The following is a 16,577-nucleotide window of genomic DNA, read 5'->3' as shown; positions in this document are numbered from 1 at the left end:
GGCGTTACAGCCCGCCCGGTTGCTTGTAAAGCGAAAGGATATGCCCGGTGCGCGGGTCGCCCTTGCCGGCCAGCACCTGCGCGTAGGCGGCCTGCACGGCTTCGCCGCCATGGTGGTGCTCGGCGTGCAGCCAGGGGTTGTTGACGTCGGTCACCGTGGCGAGGAAGTTGCGCCAGGCCGCCACCATGCGCCGGCCGAATTCGTCCGTGCCCCATTCGGCGGTGCGCTTCTTGATCTGCGCCGGTGCGAAGAACAGTGTGGCGCGCGGGCCCGACAGGGCCTTGCCCGCGCCCTTGGAGGCGAGTTGCTCCACGTGCGTGCCGCCGATCGAACAGCTGTACTTCAGATTCGTGAAGCGCTCGTGGATGGCGTTGCGCAGCCCGCCGTTGCCGGCGAAGTCGACGTACACGCAAGGCGTGTCCGCCGCGATGCCGTCGAGCGCGTCGTAGGTCACCACGCGGTGGTAGCAGCCCAGGCTTTCGCAGAAAGCGACGTTGGCTGGCGAGGTCAGGCCGATCACCTCGATGCCCTTGCGCTGGTGCAGCTGAAAGGCCGTGCCGTAGGCCGTCTTGCTCGATGCGCTCGACAGCAGCATGGTGCTCGCGCCGAAGAAGTCGTTGTCGGCCATGAAGTCGTAGATGAGCCACGAGGTGATGAACAGCGGGCGCAGCAGCGCCTGCAGGTCTTCGGTCTCGGTGGTGTAGAGCGGGTCGGCGTTGCAGCGGAAGTACTGGTTGTAGACCGCGGGCAGCTCGGCGCGGTGCGCGGCGGCGTCGGTGAAGCGCGCGACCGACAGCCGGTCGGGGCTCAGCACCGCGCTCGAGGCCATCGGCCAGTAGCCGTAGAGCCGCTCGCCCACCGCCACGCCGGGGTGCAGCGACTGCACCACGCTCGCAAAGCCCCACACCGGAATGCTGCCCCAGCCTTCTTCCTCGGACGGAAAGAACTGCCAGTAGCTCATCGCCTCGCCGAAGGCGGCGTAGGTGATGTTGTTGGAAGTGAGCGCAAAGCTGTCGATGCGCACGCGCACCTGGCCGTCGGTGAGCGGCTCGTCGCTGGCGGTGTGCAGGCGCGTGGTGGCGAGCTGGTCTTTGCGGATGAGAAGGCTGGTGGTGCTCATGAGCGAGGCTCCGGGCGGTTGGTATGCGGCTACGTTAGCCAGCCTCGATGAAAGGCGCCACCGCGCGGCGCGTTTGCGCGTCACCCGTGAGACATCGGCGGGCATAAAAAAAGCGACCCGGCTTGTGGCCAGGTCGCTTCTTCGCGTGTGCAACAAGCGGTCAGGCGATCGTCAATTCGACGTCGATGTTGCCGCGCGTTGCGTTCGAATACGGGCACACCTGGTGAGCGGCGTCGACCAGCTTCTGCTTGGCGTCGGTGTCCAGGCCGGGCAGCGTGATCGCCAGCTTCACGGCGATGCCGTAGGCGGCGCCGCCGTTGGTCGGGCCGAGCGAAACGCTGGAGTCGATGGCGACGTCCTCGGGCACCTTCACGCCGATCTTCGGGCCCACGGCCTTCATCGCGCCGATGAAGCAGGCGGCGTAGCCGACCGCGAACAGCTGCTCGGGGTTGGTGCCGGGCTTGCCGGAACCGGGCGAGCTCAGCTTGACGTCGATGGCGCCGTCGCTGGACTTGCCTGCGCCGTCACGGCCGCCGACCGTGTGGGCTTCTGCGGTGTAGAGCACTTTGTCGAGCTTGGTGGTCATGGTGATTCCTTTGGTGATGATGGAGGAGGGTGGTGAAAAGCTTCGTTCTTTCCCGAGGGGGCGATCGAAGCGGGAGAAAAAGTTGCGCTGCGTCAGGCCGCTTTCCTGATGCGGTCGCGCAGGGCCTGGATCTGCTGGGTGAGCGAAATCAGCTCGGGCACCGAGCACTGGGCCGCCGCCATCAGGCACTCGGGCACGCCGGCCGCGCGGCCCTTGAGCTTGCGGCCGGCGGATGTCAGCGTGATGTGCACGCGGCGCTCGTCGGCCACGTCGCGCACGCGGGCCACATAGCCGTTGGCCTCGAGGCGCTTGAGCAGCGGCGTGAGCGTGCCGGAGTCCAGAGACAGGCGATCCCCGAGCGCGGAGACCGTGGGGCCGTCCTGCTCCCACAGGGCGAGCATCACGAGGTACTGGGGGTAGGTGAGCTGCAGCTTTGCCAGCACCGGCTTGTAGAGCCGCGTCATGGCCAGCGAAGCGGAATACACGGCGAAACACAGCTGGTTGTCCAGCTTGAGCATTTCGTCGGCGGGGGCTGGGGTGGAGCGCATGGGTCGAATTGTAGCGAGCAATTGAATTGTGTGCAATGTAAAGACAAGGTAAACAGCGTGCCACACTTAAGGCTTTGGTTTCGCTCCCGCTTTCCGTTCCGCCCAGCACCCCGCCCGATTCCGTATGCGCCCCTCTCCGATTCCTTCGGCAGGAACCATTCCGGCCCGCGCTGTTCCGTCTCCCGCCGCGCATCGCGACATCCTGTGGGCCCTGGGTGCAATGCTGCTGCTGTGGACCCTCTCGATCGCCGGGTTCTACCCGACCCCGCCCTGGGACAACGTCGAGGAGCTGTTCTGGGGCGGCAGCTTCGAATGGAGCTACTACAAGCATCCGCCGCTGCCGAGCTGGCTGATGGGCGTGCTGATCCACTTGGGCGGACGCCAGCCCTGGCTGACCTATGCCGCCGGCGTCGGCTGCGGGGTGGGCGCGCTCTACCTCGTCTGGCGCTGGTCGACCGCGCTGGTCCATCCGGCCCGCGCGGCTCTGGCCGTTCTGCTCGGCTCGCTGGTGACCTACCACGTGCAGCGCGCGGTCGTCTACAACCACAACACCGTGCAGCTGCTGCCGCTGGCCGGCTACTGGTGGATGCTGTGGCGCGTGCTGCATGCGCCGTCGTCGTCGAGGCTGCGGGACTGGGCCTGGCTCGGTGTCTTTGCGGCGCTGTCGATGCTCACCAAGTACAGCGCGGTGGTGCAGTTCGCGGTCGGCGCGGCCTTCATCGTGAGGCAGGGCCAGTGGCGCGACGCGCAGGTGCGGCGCGGGCTGCTGCTGGCGGGCGGCGTGGCGTTGCTGCTGATGGCGCCGCACCTGTGGTGGGTGCTGGAGCACTCCGCGCGGACGATCGCCTACGCGCGCCATTCCGTCCAACCGGCGGGTGGGCACGGGTACGGCCTGCGCCATCTGGTGCACGTGTTCGTGGTGCAGGTGGCCCGGCTGTCGCCGATGCTGCTGCTGGCCGGCTGGGCCTGGTTCACACGCGCCTCCGTGGCGCCGCCGCCGCTGTCCTCGGCCGCCACGCCGGGACTGAGTGCGTTCGACCGGCGCTTCCTGGCCTGGGCCACGCTCGGGCCCGCGTGCCTGGTGTTTCCCGCGGCCATCCTGCTGAAGATCCCGCTGGCTGCGTCCTGGCTCACCACCTTCTTCCTGCCGGCGGCGCTGTGGGCGGTGGCCGTGCTGCCCGGCCTCGAGGCGGAGCGCTGGAGCCGCCGCCGGTGGCGCGGCGTCGTGGCCACCGTGGTGGTGCTGCATGTGGCCGGCGCGCTCGGCCAGGGGTGGGTCGACGGCGTGCTGAGCAGGCGGCTCGGCTACATCACGCGCGCCAACCTGCCGGCCGGGGCAGTCGCCGATGCCTTGCGCGCCATCTGGCACGACCGCGCCGGCGACCGGCCGTTCAGGCTGCTCGTCGGCGACACCTGGTTCGCGGGCGCGGTGGCGCTGAAGATGGACCCGTCGATGCAGCTGCTGATCGACGGCGACGAGCGCAACTCCCCCTGGCTGGCCCCCGGCGCGCTGGAGCGTGAAGGCGGCATGGTGCTGATCCTCGACACGCAGGAGTTCCGCTCCGAGGGCGCCTTGCTCGAACCCCGGCTCGCGCAGGCTGATTGCCGCGGCACGCTGGACATTCCCTGGGCCGGCACCGACGAGCGCAACAGCCTGCGCGTGCGCTGGGGCATCGTGCTGCCGCACGGCGAGCATGGGGCGAAGAACTGCGGGGCGCACGCGCGTCAATGACGCCGACGCCGACGCCGACGCCGCCGGGGCCCGTCAGCCCCTGAACCGCTTGCGCGTCAACGCCAGCGCGATCCAGAAGGCGACGACCGCATAGACGGCCAGCACCGCCGCGTGCACCCACCAGCCGGTCGGCCACTGGTCCATGAAGAGGGGCCGCACCAGCGCCACCGCGTTGGTCAGCGGCAGCCACGCCGCCACGGCCCTCACCGCCGAGGGCAATTGCTCCAGCGGAAAGAACACGCCGCTCAGGAACATCATCGGCGTCATGAACAGCGTGAAGTAGTACGTGAAGAAGTCGTAGCCCTTCGCCAGCGCATTGAAGATCAGCGCGATCGACGAGAAGGTGATGCCGGCGCCGACCAGCACCATCCACGCGACGACGAGTTTCGGGCTGTGGCTGATGCCCAGCCCGAGCATCACGAACAGGATCGCCGTGACCGTGAAGATCGACTTGAACGCGGCCCACAGCATCTCGGCCAGCACGATGTCGTCGAGACCGACCGGCGCGTTCATGATGCCGTCCCAGGTCTTCTGCACATGCATGCGCGAGAACGCCGAGTACAGGGCCTCGAAGCTCGCCGCGTTCATCGCGCTCATGCAGATCGAGCCGCTCGCCAGGAACAGGATGTACGGCACCTTCACGCCGTCGACCGACACCTGCCCCACCAGCGCGCCCATGCCGTAGCCGAAGGCCACGAGCCAGATCAGCGGCTCGGCGATGTTGCCGATCAGGCTCGGAATGGCGAGCTTGCGCCACACCAGCAGGTTGCGCAGGAACACGGGCCACCAGCGCAGCGAGAGTTCGGGCGCGCGCCACACGGAAGGCGCAGGCGGCGACGCAGCGGTCGCAATGTTGTTCATGATTTCCTCTCCATTTCAGGAATACCGCGGAACCGGCTTTGCCGGGCCGCTGGTATTGCCCCCGGCGAGGGGGTAGGAGGCCACACGAAGTGGGCAAGCCTGGGGGTGTGCCGCATTCTTAGCCGTCCTCCCGGATCTGCCTGCCGGTGAGCTTGAGGAACAGGTCCTCCAGGTTCGCGGGCCGATGAAAAGTGCGCAGGCCGCTGTGTCGCGTCAGCGCATCGAGCAGCCGCCGCGCGTCCTGCGTGTAGAAGAAAACGGTCTCCCCGCTGACCTCCACGCGTGCTGCCATCGCCTTCAGTTCGGGTGAGTCGGCCAGCGACAGCGCGCCGTTGCCGTACACCTCGACCACGTCGGGTTCCAGGTGCTCGGCGATCAGGTCGCGCGGTCGGCCTTCGGCGATCTTGCGGCCGTGGTCGAGCACCAGCAGGCGCGAGCACAAACGCTCGGCCTCGTCCATGAAATGCGTGGTCAGCAAGATCGACTTGCCCTGCTGCAGCAAGACCTGCAGCCGCTCCCACATGAGGTGCCGCGCCTGCGGATCGAGCCCGGTGGTCGGCTCGTCGAGCAGCAGCAGCCTGGGATCGTTGACCAGCGCGCGCGCCAGCGACAGCCGCCGCCGCATGCCGCCCGACAGTTCGCCCGGCTTCGCATCGGCCTTGTGCGACAGCGCCGCGAACTCCAGCAGCTGCGGCACGCGTGCGCGCACCTGCGCCTTGCCGAAGCCGAAATAGCGGCCGTACACCACGAGGTTCTCGGCGCAGCTGAAATCCGGGTCGAGCGTGTCGAACTGCGTCACCACGCCGAGCTGCGCCTTGATGGCCAGCGCGTCGCGCGGCATCTGCAGCCCCAGCGCGGAGATGTCGCCGCCGTCCGGCGCGGTGAGGCCCAGGCACATGCGGATGGTGGTGGTCTTGCCCGCGCCGTTCGGGCCGATCACGCCCAGGCACTCGCCGGGCGCGATCTCGAACGAGAGGTCGTCGACGACGGTGGTGCCACCGTAGCGCTTGTGCAGATGGCTGGCATGGAAGAGCGGAGACTGAATGGAGGATTGTGTGGGTGGCACGCGGCCATTCTGACGCAGCCGTGCCGCGGGCGCCCCATCGCTTCAATCGATGGACAACCGCGCGTGTTCGGGGCCACTACATGGCGGACGCGTCCGGCGGACCCTCGATAACCCGGGTCGAACCGTACGCCGGCGGCGGCACAATCGACGCCAAGAATGGCGTTTGTGCGGTGGGAGGCCCAAAGATGCTGCGTTTCTGGCTGGCGCTGCCGGTGCTGATGCTGTTCGGCGCCTGCGCACCTTTTCATCGGCCGCTGGCGGTTGCGGACCGCGACAAGGTTCAGGAAGTCGACGTGCGCGTCGTCGTTGCGCAGGAGAGCTTCATGTTCTCCGCGCAGCCCCCCGGCGTGAGCGCGGCCACGGGCGGCGGGCTGATCGGCGCGCTGATCGATTCGTCGGTGCAGCAATCGCGCCAGAAGGACATGAGCGCCGAGGTGCAGGCCATCGTCGGACCGCTGCTCGACTACGACTACCGCGTGGAGGCGGGCAAGGCCCTCGGCACGCTGCTGGCCGAGCCGAGTTCGTTCCCGCTGAAGATCCGCTCGTCGCAGGTGCTCGCGGCCATGCCGGCGAAGGTCGAGCATGAGGCCCGCATCGCCGCCACGAAGGCAGGTCCCGCCTACATGGTGCTGCTGCTGCAGTACGCGCTGGAGCCCGGCCTGGGCGCCTTCACCACGCGAACCTCGGCCCTGCTGTGGCAGGACGGCCGCAGCGAGCCGAGCTACCGCGCCGCCGCCATCTTCCAGACACTCATCGGCGGCACGGCGCGCGCCGCCGTGCTGCGGCGGCTGACGGCGAACGACGGGCAGGTGCTGCGCGGCGTGATGCGCGAGTCGATGGCGCAGACCCTGCATGCGGTGGCGCTGGACATTGCCGGCGCCCGCTCCGGCGGCGTGAAGACCGCGCGCTTCAACGTCAACGGCTCGTGGGTGACGCTGGCCGGCCAGGGCTTCGACGAGCAGCCGGGCCGCGTGCTGTTCCGCGACCAGGACGGCGCCATGTATTCGGTCAGGAGCGCCGCGCCATGAGGCTGTGCCAAGAACAACTCGCCGCTGCTGCATTCGCCGCGCTCTGCGCCCTGCCCACCCTCTCGCACGCTCTCACCGAGAGCGAGCCGCTCTCCATGGTCTTCGAGCCGGCGCCCGAACCGGCCGAGCGGCCCAACGGCGTACCGGCCGCACCGCTGCGGCTCGCGCGCGACTGCACGCTGTACCTGCCCGCGATCGAGGACACGCGCAGCAACAAGGCCAACGCCGGCAACCTCACGGTGATGATGCCGACGGTGCACGCCACGCCCCGGTCCGTGCAGTCGCTGCGCAGCGGCGACGCGACGGCGTGGACGCGCGGTGCGCTGCAGTCGCTGGGCCGCTATGGACTCCAGGCGGTGCCGGGGGCGCCGCCCGCAGGCGACAGTGGCGCCAGGCAGGCTGTGGCCGACGTTGCGCTGCGCCTCGCCCATGCGTGGTCGGTGAACCTGAACCTGGTTTCGCATGTCGTGCTCAAGGTGAGCTACCGCCTGCCCGGCGGCGGGACCGCCGCGCGCCAGTACCACGGCATGGGCACGCGCACCAACTGGACCAGCGCCAACGGCGAGTTCATGTCGGTGCTGAACCTCGGCCTTGAAGAAGCGGTGCGCGGCATGGCGATCGACGCCGCGTCGCTCTGCGACGGCAGGCCGCTGCCCGAGCCGGTGGGTGCGCCATGAAGCGCGCGCTGAAGCTGCACCTGACGTGCTGCGTTTTGCAGGAATCGCAAATGGCGGCCTTCGTCGTGGTGTGCGAGCAAGTCGGGCTCAAGCCGATGCTGATCGACCTCGCCCACGGCGAGCAGAAGCAGCAGCCCATCGCCACCGGCTGGCTTCGCGGCACGCTCGAGGAAGCGAAGGCCGAGGCCATGGCCTTGGGGCAATGGCTGGCGCGCGCGGGCATGGCGGTGCGGCGCGTGAAGATCGAGGCGTCGGTCCAGGGCTGGGAGCGGCTGAGCCAGCCCGACCAGTATTTCGAGTGGCGCGGCAAGCTGCTGCTGCACAACGCATCCGCGCTGCAGCACCTGTGCGAGACGCACGGTGCGCGGCTGTCGCGCAACAGCCTCATGGGCGAGACCGGCATGCGCTTCGTCACGCTGCGCAGCCGCGAGCCGCTGGCCGGGTTCAAGGCCCGGGTGGCGGCGCTGGCTGGCCAGCTGGAACGCGAAGGCTGGCTGCCGCTGAAGCAGGACAGCGAGATCTGCCTGCACGACAGCCGCGAATCGCTCGACGACGGCTGGCCGGGCAGCGCCGCTTGACGCCGCCCGGGCTCAGAGCCTGAGGCCGCTGAACTCCATCTTCATCCACTCGATGAACGCCCGCGTGCGCGCGGGCAGCAGCCGCGCGTTGGGATAGATCACGCTCACCGGCCGCGGCGGCGGCTCGAAGTCTTCGAGCACCAGCTTCAGCCGGCCCTGCGCCACGTGCGGCATCACCTGGTACGAGAAGAAGGTGCCGAAGCCCATGCCCGCCGCGCACGACTCGATGGCCGGGGCCAGGTGGTTGAACTCCAGGCGGTTGTTCGGCGTCACGCTGATCGTCTTGCCGCCGTCGCGGAACAGCCACTGCGCCGGTGCGTCGATGCGGCCGCGCACGCAGGGCGCACCGGCCAGGTCGCGCGGATGCCGTGGCGTGCCGTGCTGGGCGAGGTACGCGGGGCTCGCAGCCACCACGCGGCGGATGGTGCCGAGCGTCTGCGCCACCAGCGACGAATCTTCCAGCGGGCTGATGCGGATGCCCACGTCGATGCCCTCCTCGAGCAGGTTCACGGCGCGGTCGTACAGGCGCACGCTACAGCGCACCTTTTCGTGCCGCTGCATGAAGCGCACGATGGCGGGCGCCACGTACATGTGGCCGAAGAGCACCGGCGCGGTGATCGTGAGCTGGCCCGCCGGCTCGCGCGCCTCGGCCTTCAGCGCGAGGTCGGCGGCGTCGGCCGCGAGCAGCACTTCGCGCGCGCTCGGCAGGTAGTGGCGGCCTTCCTCGGTGAGCGACAGCCGGCGCGTGGTGCGATGGAACAGTCGCACGCCCAGGTGCGCCTCCAGCGCGGCGAGCGAGCGCACCACTGCCGGCAGTGAGCTGCCGAGCGCCTCGGCGGCGCGAGTCAGGCTGCCCTGGTCGGCAATCTGAACGAAGGTCTGCATGGCTTTGAAACGATCCATGGCGCGATTAAACCGGAAAACGCAGCAGTCAAATACCGAATTGGCTATTCATTCATCTGATGCAAGAGAGAACAATCCAGGCAACGCCCCCGCCATCCTCAAACAAGGAGTTCCCATGACCACCGCCCGCCCCGCCCAGCCCATCAAGCTCTACGGTTCCGCCATCTCGGGCCACGTGCATCGCGTGCGCCTGTTCCTCGCGATGCTCGGCCTGCCATTCGAGAACATCGAGATCGACATGCGCAGGCGCGAGAACCGCACGCCCGAATTCCTGGCGCGCAACCCCTTCGGCCAGGTGCCGGTGATCGAGGACGGCGAACTCGCGCTGGCCGATTCCAACGCCATCCTCGTTTACCTCAACGAACGCTATGCGCCGGACCCCGCACGCTGGATGCCGCGCGATCCCGTCGGTGCTGCGCGCGTGCAGCGCTGGTTTTCGGTGGCGGCCGGCCCGCTGGCCTACGGTCCGGCGGCGGCGCGGGTCATTGCGCTGTTCGGCCGCGACACCGACCCGGCGGAGATCGTCGCGCGTTCGCATGCGCTGCTCTCGGTAATGGAAATGCATTTGCAGCAGCAGCCCTTCCTCGCCGGCCACGACGCAACGCTCGCCGATATCGCGAACTACGCCTACGTGGCGCATGCACCCGAAGGCAGCGTGTCGATCGACGCCTATCCGAACCTGCGCGGCTGGCTCGAACGCGTGGAAGCCCTGCCGGGGTTCGTGCCGATGGTGCGCACGCCCGTCGGGCTCGGGGCGGTTGCATGATCGCCGCGCCGTTCCATGCGGGCGAGCGCGCGATGCAGGCCCTGGCAGGCTCGCGCGAGCAGATGGAGGTGGCGGGCCCGCGCGTCATTCGCGACTACATGCCCGACCAGCACCGCGAATTCTTCGGGCTGCTGCCGTTCCTCGTGATCGGCAGTCTCGATGCGGAACTACAGCCGTGGGCCAGCGTGCTCGCGGCGTCCGCCGGCTTTGTGCATTCACCCGATGCCACGCACCTGCGCGTCGATGCGCTGCCGGCGGCGGGCGATCCGCTCGCCGGGCAGCTGAAGCAGGGCGCCACGCTGGGCCTGCTCGGCATGCAGCCGCACACGCGGCGGCGCAACCGCATGAACGGCACGGTCGAGGCGCTCGATGGTTCGGGCTTCATGGTCGCGGTGCAGCAGAGCTTCGGCAATTGCCCGCGCTACATCCAGGCGCGCGAGCCGGTGTTCGCATCGCCGCGCGGCGATGCGGCGCCGCAGGTGCAGTGGCTCGACGAACTCGACCTGGCGGCGCATCGCCTGATCGGCAGCGCCGACACGCTGTTCATCGCCACCGCCTATCCGAACGAAGCGGCGGCGGGCGATGAGGCCGATGCGAGTTCGCACGGCGTCGACGTGTCGCACCGCGGCGGCCGTCCGGGCTTCGTGCGCATCGACAACGACCACGAAGGCGACGTGCTCACCGTGCCGGATTTCAACGGCAACCGCTTCTTCAACACGCTCGGCAACCTGGCGGCGCATCCGCGCGCGGGGCTGCTGTTCGTCGACTTCGACAGCGGCGACCTGCTGCACGTGGCGGTCACGGCAGAGATCGTGTGGGACGGTCCCGAAGTGGCCGCGTTCGAAGGTGCGGAGCGGCTGATGCGCTTTCGGGTCACGCACGCCCTGCGTCGTCCGGCGGCGTTGCCGCTGCGCTGGGGTGATGCACAACTGTCGCCCCACCTGGCGGGCACGGGTCAGTGGAACACGGGGATGCGCCCATTGACCGACGGCCGATAGCTCCAGCCGCGCACGCGCTGCGCATCGAGGTCGGCTGCATGGCGCGGCAGCAGGGCACCGAGGCTGGCCGCCGCCAGCGTGCAGGCCAGCGCCTGCCCCGGACACGCGTGCATGCCGTGGCCGAAGCCGAGCATGCGGCGGCGGGCGCGCACGGGCATGAAGCGATCGGGGTCGGGGTTGAGTGCCGGGTCGCGGTTGGCCGAGGCCAGCAGCACCAGCACCGCATCGCCGGCCGCCAGCGGGGTGCCGGCGATCTCGACGGCCTCGGCGGCAAAGCGCCGCGTGTTCTGCACCGACGGGTCGTGGCGCGCGGTCTCCTCGACGATGGCTTGCAGGCCGTCGCGCGTGCGGGTCGACGCACTCGGCAGGGAAGGCTCGCGCATCATCGCGATCAGGCTGTTGCCGACCAGGCCCGCCGTGGCGTCGCAGGTCTGCGAGAGCAGGCCCGCGAGGTTCGCGAGCAGAGAGCGCGACACGCGCGCATCGCCCGCGCTCTCGGCGAGCACAGCCGCGAGCAACGTGCCGTGCCGCGGCGGCGCGACCGCTGCCAGCATTTCAAAGCGCGCCATCAGTTCGCCCGCTGCGGCGCTCGCACGCTCCAGCTGCTCGGGCGTGGACAGCGGCGACAGGCAGGCCACGAAGTCGCGCAGCCACCGGTCCACCTGCGCCAGCGCATCGTCGGCAAAACCCAGCAGGTGCGCGACGGCCTGCACGGGCATCGAGAACAGCGTGTCGGATAGCGGCTGCTGCCCGGGCACGCGCTGCGCCACCCGCAAGGCGGCTGCATGCACGGCATTGAGGTCGAGGCCGGTCAGCGCTCGTTGCAGCGCAGGCCGATGCGCCTGGTGCGCCGCGCCGTCGTTCATGCGCACCAGATGTCCGAACACTTCGCCGGCCGCGCTGCCCGCGATGGCGCGCGGCACCGGCTCGGCGGCCGGCCGCACGCGCAGCGCGCCATGCGCGAGCAGTACCTGCTCGATGACATCCGCGCGGCTTGCGACCCAGAGGCGCAGTTTCTCGTTCCACGCGAGCGGCGGGCCGTCGCGCAGGGTGGCGTAGCAGGGATAGGGGTCGGCATGCGTGGCGGCTGCGACCGGGTCGGCGGGCATGCCGATATCGACGGGGCGGTTGCTTTCGTTCATGGCCGCAGTGTGCGATCGAAGCCGCCATCGCACTTCGCCCGCGAACGAAGTGTCGGATGCAGCGCCGTTCTACGATGCGCGCATGGACTCCATTTCCTCCTCCGCCGATTTCCAGCTGGCCCGCCTGGCCGGCGCCATCGCCGAACCGGCGCGCGCCCGCATGCTGAGCTGCCTGATGGACGGCCATGCACGCACCGCCACCGAGCTGGCCACCGTCGCCGAGGTGGCCGCGTCGACCGCCAGCGCGCACCTCGCGCGCCTGAAGGACGAGCGGCTGGTCCAGCTGCTGGTGCAGGGCAAGCACCGCTACTTCCGCCTCGCCAGCGACGACGTCGCCGCCGCGCTCGAAAGCCTGATGGTGGTGGCCGGCACGCCGCGCACGCCCGGATTCGAGCCGAGCACGCCGAGCCGCCTGCGCAGTGCGCGCACCTGCTACGACCACATGGCGGGCACGGCGGGCGTTGCGCTGCACGACCGGCTGCATGCCCAGGGCTGGCTCAGCGGCCTGCAGAGCGGCTCGTACGAGCTCACGCCCGAAGGCGCGATCGCGCTGGAGAGCCTGGGTGTCGAGGTCGATGCGGTGCGCCGCTCGCGCCGGCGCTTTGCCTGCGCCTGCCTGGACTGGAGTGAACGCCGGCCGCACCTGGGCGGCGCATTGGGTGCCGCATGGCTGCAGCTGTCGCTGCGCCGGGGATGGGTACGGCAGGAGCTGGACGGGCGGGCGCTCACGCTCACGCCGAAGGCGCAGCGCGAGATGCCGGAGCTTTTTTCTTGAAGCGCCGGGCGATCAGGCTTTGAGCTTGAGCAGGTAGATCAGCGGGCCGGCCATCGCCGTGTCGAGTTCGAGGAAGCTCTCGAAGTCCTTGCCCGCCATCCAGTACGCGTCCCAATTGCTGCGCTTGATGGTCTTCTGCCAGAGTTCGGCCATGGTGGCGCGGCGCACGGCTTCGAGCAGCACCGCGCGGCGCTCGGCCGGCACCTTCTTGCCGGTGAGCACGCCGCGCCAGTTGGCGAGGTCGGCGTCCACGCCCTGTTCGCGCACTGCCGGAATGCCCATGAACGAGCGCTTGGCCGATACGCCGATGGCGCGCAGCTTGCCGCTGGCCAGGCCTTCGCTGAATTCGCTGTAGCCCGAGATGCCGGCGGCCGCCTTGCCGCTTTCCAGCGCCTCGACCACCTGCGCACCGCCGGGGTACGGCTGGTAGACCAGCGCGGCCGCATTGCCGGCCACGCGCGCCAGCATGCCGGCGTACATGTGGTCCACGCCGCCGGCCGAGCCACCGGCGATGACCGTCTTGGCGGCATCGGCGCGCAGCTGCGCGATCAGGTCCTTTGGCGTCCTGATGGGCGAGTCGGCCTTCACCGCCACCACCTCGTAGTCGCTGGTAAGCCGCGCCACCGGCGCGAGCTGCGCCATGGTGACAGCGGGCTTCTGCAGCGCCACCGCGCCGACCATGACCATGCCGCTCATCAGCAGGGTGTCGGGGTCGGCGTCGTATTTTTCTACGTACTTCGCCAGGCCGATGGTGCCGCCCTTGCCGCCGATGTTCTCGTAGGCGACATCGCCCACCGCACCCGACGCCACCATCGCGGCACCAAGCGCGCGGCCGGTCTGGTCCCAGCCGCCGCCTTCGTTGGCGGGAATCACGATGCGCAGCTTGGGGATCAGCTGCGGTTCGGCCGCGCCAGCCAACCGGGGCCAGAACGCTTCCGGCACCACGCCCGCGACGACGGCCGATGCCAACCATGCAGCGAGGCTGCGGCGAGAAAAGCCTGCTGGCACGGGATGCGGCATTTTGTTTCCAGTTGTCTATAAAGGTAACTGGATGATGTCCGAAAAACGAGCAGCCTCCTCGGGTTTTACATCTAGGGAAAACCCTTGGAGTTGAGTGGCGGCCGTTGCCCCTCAGGCTTTCAGCTTGAGCAGATAGATCAGCGGACCAGCCATCGCCGTGTCGAGTTCGAGGAAGTTCTCGAAGTCCTTGCCCTCCATCCAGAAGGGGTCCCAGTTGTTCTGCTTGATGGTTTTCTGCCACAGGTCGGTGGCGGTGGCGCGCCGCACCACCGTCAGCAGTGCCGCCTTGCGGTAGGGCGGTACCTTGCGGCCGGTGAGCACGCCACGCCAGTTGGCGAGATCGGCATCGACGCCCTGTTCGCGCACCGACGCAATGCCCTGGAACGGCCGCTTCGACGACACGCCGATGGCGCGCAGCTTGCCGCTGGCCAGGCCTTCGCTGAACTCGCTGTAGCCCGAGATGCCCGCCGCGGCCTTGCCGCTTTCCAGCGCCTCGACCACTTCGGCGCCGCCGGGGTGCGCCTGATAGACCAGCGTCTGCGAGGCGTCGGCCACGCGCGCCAGCATGCCGGCGTACATGTGGTCCACGCCGCCGGCCGAGCCGCCCGCGATGACGGTGTTGGCCGCATCGGCGCGCAGCTGCGCGATCAGGTCCTTGGGCGTCCTGATGGGTGAATCGGCCTTCACCGCCACCACCTCGTAGTCGCTCGTGAGGCGGGCGATGGGCGCCACGTGGGCCATGGTGACGGCGGGCTTCTGCAGCGCCACCGCGCCGACCATGACCATGCCGCTCATCAGGATCGTGTCGGGGTCGGCATCGTATTTCTCGGCGTACTTCGCCAGGCCGATGGTGCCGCCCTTGCCGCCGACGTTCTCGTACACCACGCTGCCGACCGCGCCGGAGGCCAGCATCGCGGCACCGAGCGCGCGGCCGGTCTGGTCCCAGCCGCCGCCTTCGTTGGCGGGAATCACGATGCGCAGCTTGCTGCTCACGGGCGCGTCGGCGGCGTGCGCGGCGCGCGGCCAGAGGGCGGCATGCCCTCCGCCGGCTGCTGCGGCCGAGGCCGCGATCCATGCCGAGAAGCTGCGGCGGGAGAGGGGAGCGGAAGGCGACTGGGGCATCTTTTTTCCGGTTGTCTGTAGGGCCAGCCAGATGATGTCCGCGAAACGCGGCGATCCCGCGCCGCGGCGGGCAGGACAAACCCTGAGGCCCGCGCTCTCCCAGGGCCCTGCTGGAGCCCTTCTTCTTACTGGAATGCCACCTCGTCGAAGCTGCGCAGCTTGCGGCTGTGCAGCCGTGTCGAGCCTTCCGCGCGCAGGATGTCGATGGCGCGCATGCCGATGCGCAGGTGCTGCTCCACGCGCTCGCGGTAGAAGTGGTTGGCCATGCCGGGCAGCTTGATCTCGCCGTGCAGCGGCTTGTCGCTCACGCACAGCAGGGTGCCGTAGGGCACACGGAAGCGGAAGCCGTTGGCCGCGATGGTTGCGCTTTCCATGTCGAGCGCCACCGCGCGGCTCTGGCTGAAGCGGCGCTGCGGCTGGTTGCCGGGCAGCAGCTCCCAGTTGCGGTTGTCGGTGCTGGCCACGGTGCCGGTGCGCATGATCTTCTTGAGGTCGGGGCCTTCGTAGCGCGTGATGTCGGCCACGGCTTTTTCCAGCGCGAGCTGGATTTCCGACAGTGCCGGAATCGGCACCCACAGCGGCAGCTCCTCGTCGAGCACGTGGTCTTCGCGCACGTAGGCGTGGGCCAGCACGTAGTCGCCAAGCTGCTGCGTGTTGCGCAGGCCGGCGCAGTGGCCCAGCATCATCCAGGCATGCGGGCGCAGCACCGCGATGTGGTCGGTGATGGTCTTGGCATTGGCCGGGCCGACGCCGATGTTGACCATGGTGGTGCCGCTGCAGTCCTCGCGCACCAGGTGGTAGGCCGGCATCTGCGGCAGCCGCGGCGGCGCGGTGCCTTGGCTGCCGTCGAGCAGGTGGCCGTAGGTGCTGCTCGAACCGGCCGGCAGCCCGCGCCGGCGCGTGACCACGTTGCCGGGCTCGATGAAGGCGACGTACTCGCTGTTCTCGTCGGCCATCGCCTCGTGGCCCAGGCGCACGAACTCGTCGATGTAGAACTGGTAGTTGGTGAACAGCACGAAGTTCTGGAACCACTCGGGCGCGGTGCCCGTGTAGTGGCGCAGGCGGTGCAGCGAGTAGTCCACCCGCGCGGCCGTGAACAGCGACAGCGGCTGCGCCTCGCCATCGCGCGCCTCGTAGGTGCCGTTGGCGATGCCGTCGTCCATCACGCCCAGGTCGGGCAGGTCGAACACGTCGCGCATCAGGGCGCGGCGCTCGGCGCTCATGGTGCCTTCGATGTGGTCGTTCTCGGCAAAGGAGAAGTGGATCGGAATGGGCTGCGTGCTGGTGCCCACCTCGAGCTCGACCTGGTGGTTCTCCAGCAGCAGTCGGAACTGGTCGAGGTAGTACCGCGAGAACAGGTCCGGCCGCGTCAGCGTGGTCTCGTAGCGGCCGGGTCCGGCGACGAAGCCGTAGCTCAGGCCGGCGTTGGCAGGCGGCGTGTGGCGCGAGACGGTGTGGGTGTGCACCCGCACGAAGGGGTAGCAGGCCCGCACCCGGCCCGGCAGCGCCTCGCCGGCAACGAAGCGCAGCATCGATTCGCGCAGGTGGGCGAGGCCGCCCTGGTAGATGGTCTTGACCTGTTCGAGTGCGGCGGCGGCGTCGGTGAAGCGGGCGGGGGCGACGAAGGTGGGCATGTAGGGCATGCCTGTCATTGT

17 protein-coding genes are annotated in these 16,577 nt (G+C 69.3%); 7 read left to right on the top strand and 10 right to left on the bottom strand.

All coding sequences use genetic code 11. The annotated features are described in order from the left end of the window. Window positions 1-4: 4 nt before the first annotated feature. The 3 genes from ACCC97_RS04325 to ACCC97_RS04315 form a co-directional block, all read right to left on the bottom strand. Window positions 5-1,120 carry a DUF2855 family protein gene (locus ACCC97_RS04325; protein WP_413331683.1) on the bottom strand — a complete coding sequence of 372 codons (1,116 nt, stop codon included), beginning with the start codon at window positions 1,118-1,120 and terminating at the stop codon, window positions 5-7. A 160-nt stretch (window positions 1,121-1,280) separates the two neighbouring features. Further along, window positions 1,281-1,706, bottom strand: coding sequence for an organic hydroperoxide resistance protein (locus ACCC97_RS04320; RefSeq protein WP_007838334.1), 426 nt, complete (start codon window positions 1,704-1,706; stop codon window positions 1,281-1,283). 92 nt (window positions 1,707-1,798) lie between these two features. Continuing rightward, entirely contained in the window at window positions 1,799-2,254 is a 456-nt protein-coding gene (locus ACCC97_RS04315; protein ID WP_007838332.1) for a MarR family winged helix-turn-helix transcriptional regulator, read from the bottom strand. Window positions 2,255-2,378: 124 nt separating this feature from the next. Between ACCC97_RS04315 and ACCC97_RS04310 the strand changes: the two genes are divergently transcribed. Continuing rightward, window positions 2,379-3,986 (top strand): glycosyltransferase family 39 protein, encoded by a 1,608-nt coding sequence (locus ACCC97_RS04310; protein WP_042674346.1) that lies wholly within the window; start codon window positions 2,379-2,381, stop codon window positions 3,984-3,986. A 33-nt stretch (window positions 3,987-4,019) separates the two neighbouring features. Here the strand turns inward: ACCC97_RS04310 and ACCC97_RS04305 are convergent, their stop codons facing one another. Both ACCC97_RS04305 and ACCC97_RS04300 read right to left on the bottom strand, forming a co-directional pair. Continuing rightward, window positions 4,020-4,847 carry an ABC transporter permease gene (locus ACCC97_RS04305; RefSeq protein ID WP_056597824.1) on the bottom strand — a complete coding sequence of 276 codons (828 nt, stop codon included), beginning with the start codon at window positions 4,845-4,847 and terminating at the stop codon, window positions 4,020-4,022. Between the two features lie 118 nt (window positions 4,848-4,965). Beyond that, window positions 4,966-5,913: an ATP-binding cassette domain-containing protein gene (locus ACCC97_RS04300; RefSeq protein ID WP_007829692.1), complete on the bottom strand. Its 948-nt coding sequence runs from the start codon at window positions 5,911-5,913 to the stop codon at window positions 4,966-4,968. A 185-nt stretch (window positions 5,914-6,098) separates the two neighbouring features. On the opposite strand from ACCC97_RS04300, the gene ACCC97_RS04295 reads away from it, so the two are divergent. Genes ACCC97_RS04295 through ACCC97_RS04285 form a run of 3 tightly spaced genes read left to right on the top strand, consistent with a single transcriptional unit; the run spans window position 6,099 to window position 8,196 of the window. Further along, window positions 6,099-6,941: a hypothetical protein gene (locus tag ACCC97_RS04295; RefSeq protein ID WP_413331682.1), complete on the top strand. Its 843-nt coding sequence runs from the start codon at window positions 6,099-6,101 to the stop codon at window positions 6,939-6,941. Next, the gene (locus ACCC97_RS04290) at window positions 6,938-7,618 is read left to right on the top strand and encodes a hypothetical protein (RefSeq protein ID WP_007829690.1); all 681 of its coding nucleotides are present in this window, start codon (window positions 6,938-6,940) and stop codon (window positions 7,616-7,618) included. Before ACCC97_RS04295 ends, ACCC97_RS04290 begins: the two co-directional genes overlap by 4 nt. A gap of 50 nt (window positions 7,619-7,668) precedes the next feature. Further along, window positions 7,669-8,196, top strand: coding sequence for a hypothetical protein (locus ACCC97_RS04285; protein ID WP_007829689.1), 528 nt, complete (start codon window positions 7,669-7,671; stop codon window positions 8,194-8,196). A 12-nt stretch (window positions 8,197-8,208) separates the two neighbouring features. Here the strand turns inward: ACCC97_RS04285 and ACCC97_RS04280 are convergent, their stop codons facing one another. After that, window positions 8,209-9,099 carry a LysR family transcriptional regulator gene (locus ACCC97_RS04280; protein WP_413331681.1) on the bottom strand — a complete coding sequence of 297 codons (891 nt, stop codon included), beginning with the start codon at window positions 9,097-9,099 and terminating at the stop codon, window positions 8,209-8,211. A 115-nt stretch (window positions 9,100-9,214) separates the two neighbouring features. On the opposite strand from ACCC97_RS04280, the gene ACCC97_RS04275 reads away from it, so the two are divergent. Next, a complete protein-coding gene (locus ACCC97_RS04275; protein ID WP_007829687.1) occupies window positions 9,215-9,865 on the top strand; it encodes a glutathione S-transferase family protein in 651 nt (216 codons plus the stop codon). Beyond that, window positions 9,862-10,863, top strand: coding sequence for a pyridoxamine 5'-phosphate oxidase family protein (locus ACCC97_RS04270; protein ID WP_007829685.1), 1,002 nt, complete (start codon window positions 9,862-9,864; stop codon window positions 10,861-10,863). Before ACCC97_RS04275 ends, ACCC97_RS04270 begins: the two co-directional genes overlap by 4 nt. Here the strand turns inward: ACCC97_RS04270 and ACCC97_RS04265 are convergent. Continuing rightward, on the bottom strand, window positions 10,821-12,005 hold the full coding sequence (locus ACCC97_RS04265; RefSeq protein WP_007829683.1) for a cytochrome P450: 1,185 nt from the start codon (window positions 12,003-12,005) through the stop codon (window positions 10,821-10,823). The two genes, ACCC97_RS04270 and ACCC97_RS04265, sit on opposite strands and share 43 nt — an antisense overlap. An 82-nt stretch (window positions 12,006-12,087) precedes the next feature. Between ACCC97_RS04265 and ACCC97_RS04260 the strand changes: the two genes are divergently transcribed. Continuing rightward, the gene (locus tag ACCC97_RS04260) at window positions 12,088-12,780 is read left to right on the top strand and encodes an ArsR/SmtB family transcription factor (protein WP_007829681.1); all 693 of its coding nucleotides are present in this window, start codon (window positions 12,088-12,090) and stop codon (window positions 12,778-12,780) included. Between the two features lie 12 nt (window positions 12,781-12,792). Here ACCC97_RS04260 and ACCC97_RS04255 read toward each other — a convergent pair whose 3' ends face one another. The 3 genes from ACCC97_RS04255 to ACCC97_RS04245 form a co-directional block, all read right to left on the bottom strand. Continuing rightward, the gene (locus ACCC97_RS04255) at window positions 12,793-13,800 is read right to left on the bottom strand and encodes a Bug family tripartite tricarboxylate transporter substrate binding protein (RefSeq protein ID WP_007829680.1); all 1,008 of its coding nucleotides are present in this window, start codon (window positions 13,798-13,800) and stop codon (window positions 12,793-12,795) included. A gap of 111 nt (window positions 13,801-13,911) precedes the next feature. Further along, window positions 13,912-14,922, bottom strand: coding sequence for a Bug family tripartite tricarboxylate transporter substrate binding protein (locus ACCC97_RS04250; RefSeq protein ID WP_007829678.1), 1,011 nt, complete (start codon window positions 14,920-14,922; stop codon window positions 13,912-13,914). A 125-nt stretch (window positions 14,923-15,047) separates the two neighbouring features. Next, window positions 15,048-16,565, bottom strand: coding sequence for an AMP nucleosidase (locus ACCC97_RS04245; RefSeq protein WP_042672838.1), 1,518 nt, complete (start codon window positions 16,563-16,565; stop codon window positions 15,048-15,050). Window positions 16,566-16,577 lie beyond the last annotated feature (12 nt).

Source organism: Variovorax sp. Varisp85, from assembly GCF_047304045.1.
Lineage (GTDB): Bacteria > Pseudomonadota > Gammaproteobacteria > Burkholderiales > Burkholderiaceae_C > Variovorax.
This window is presented reverse-complemented; position numbering and strand designations above follow the sequence as displayed.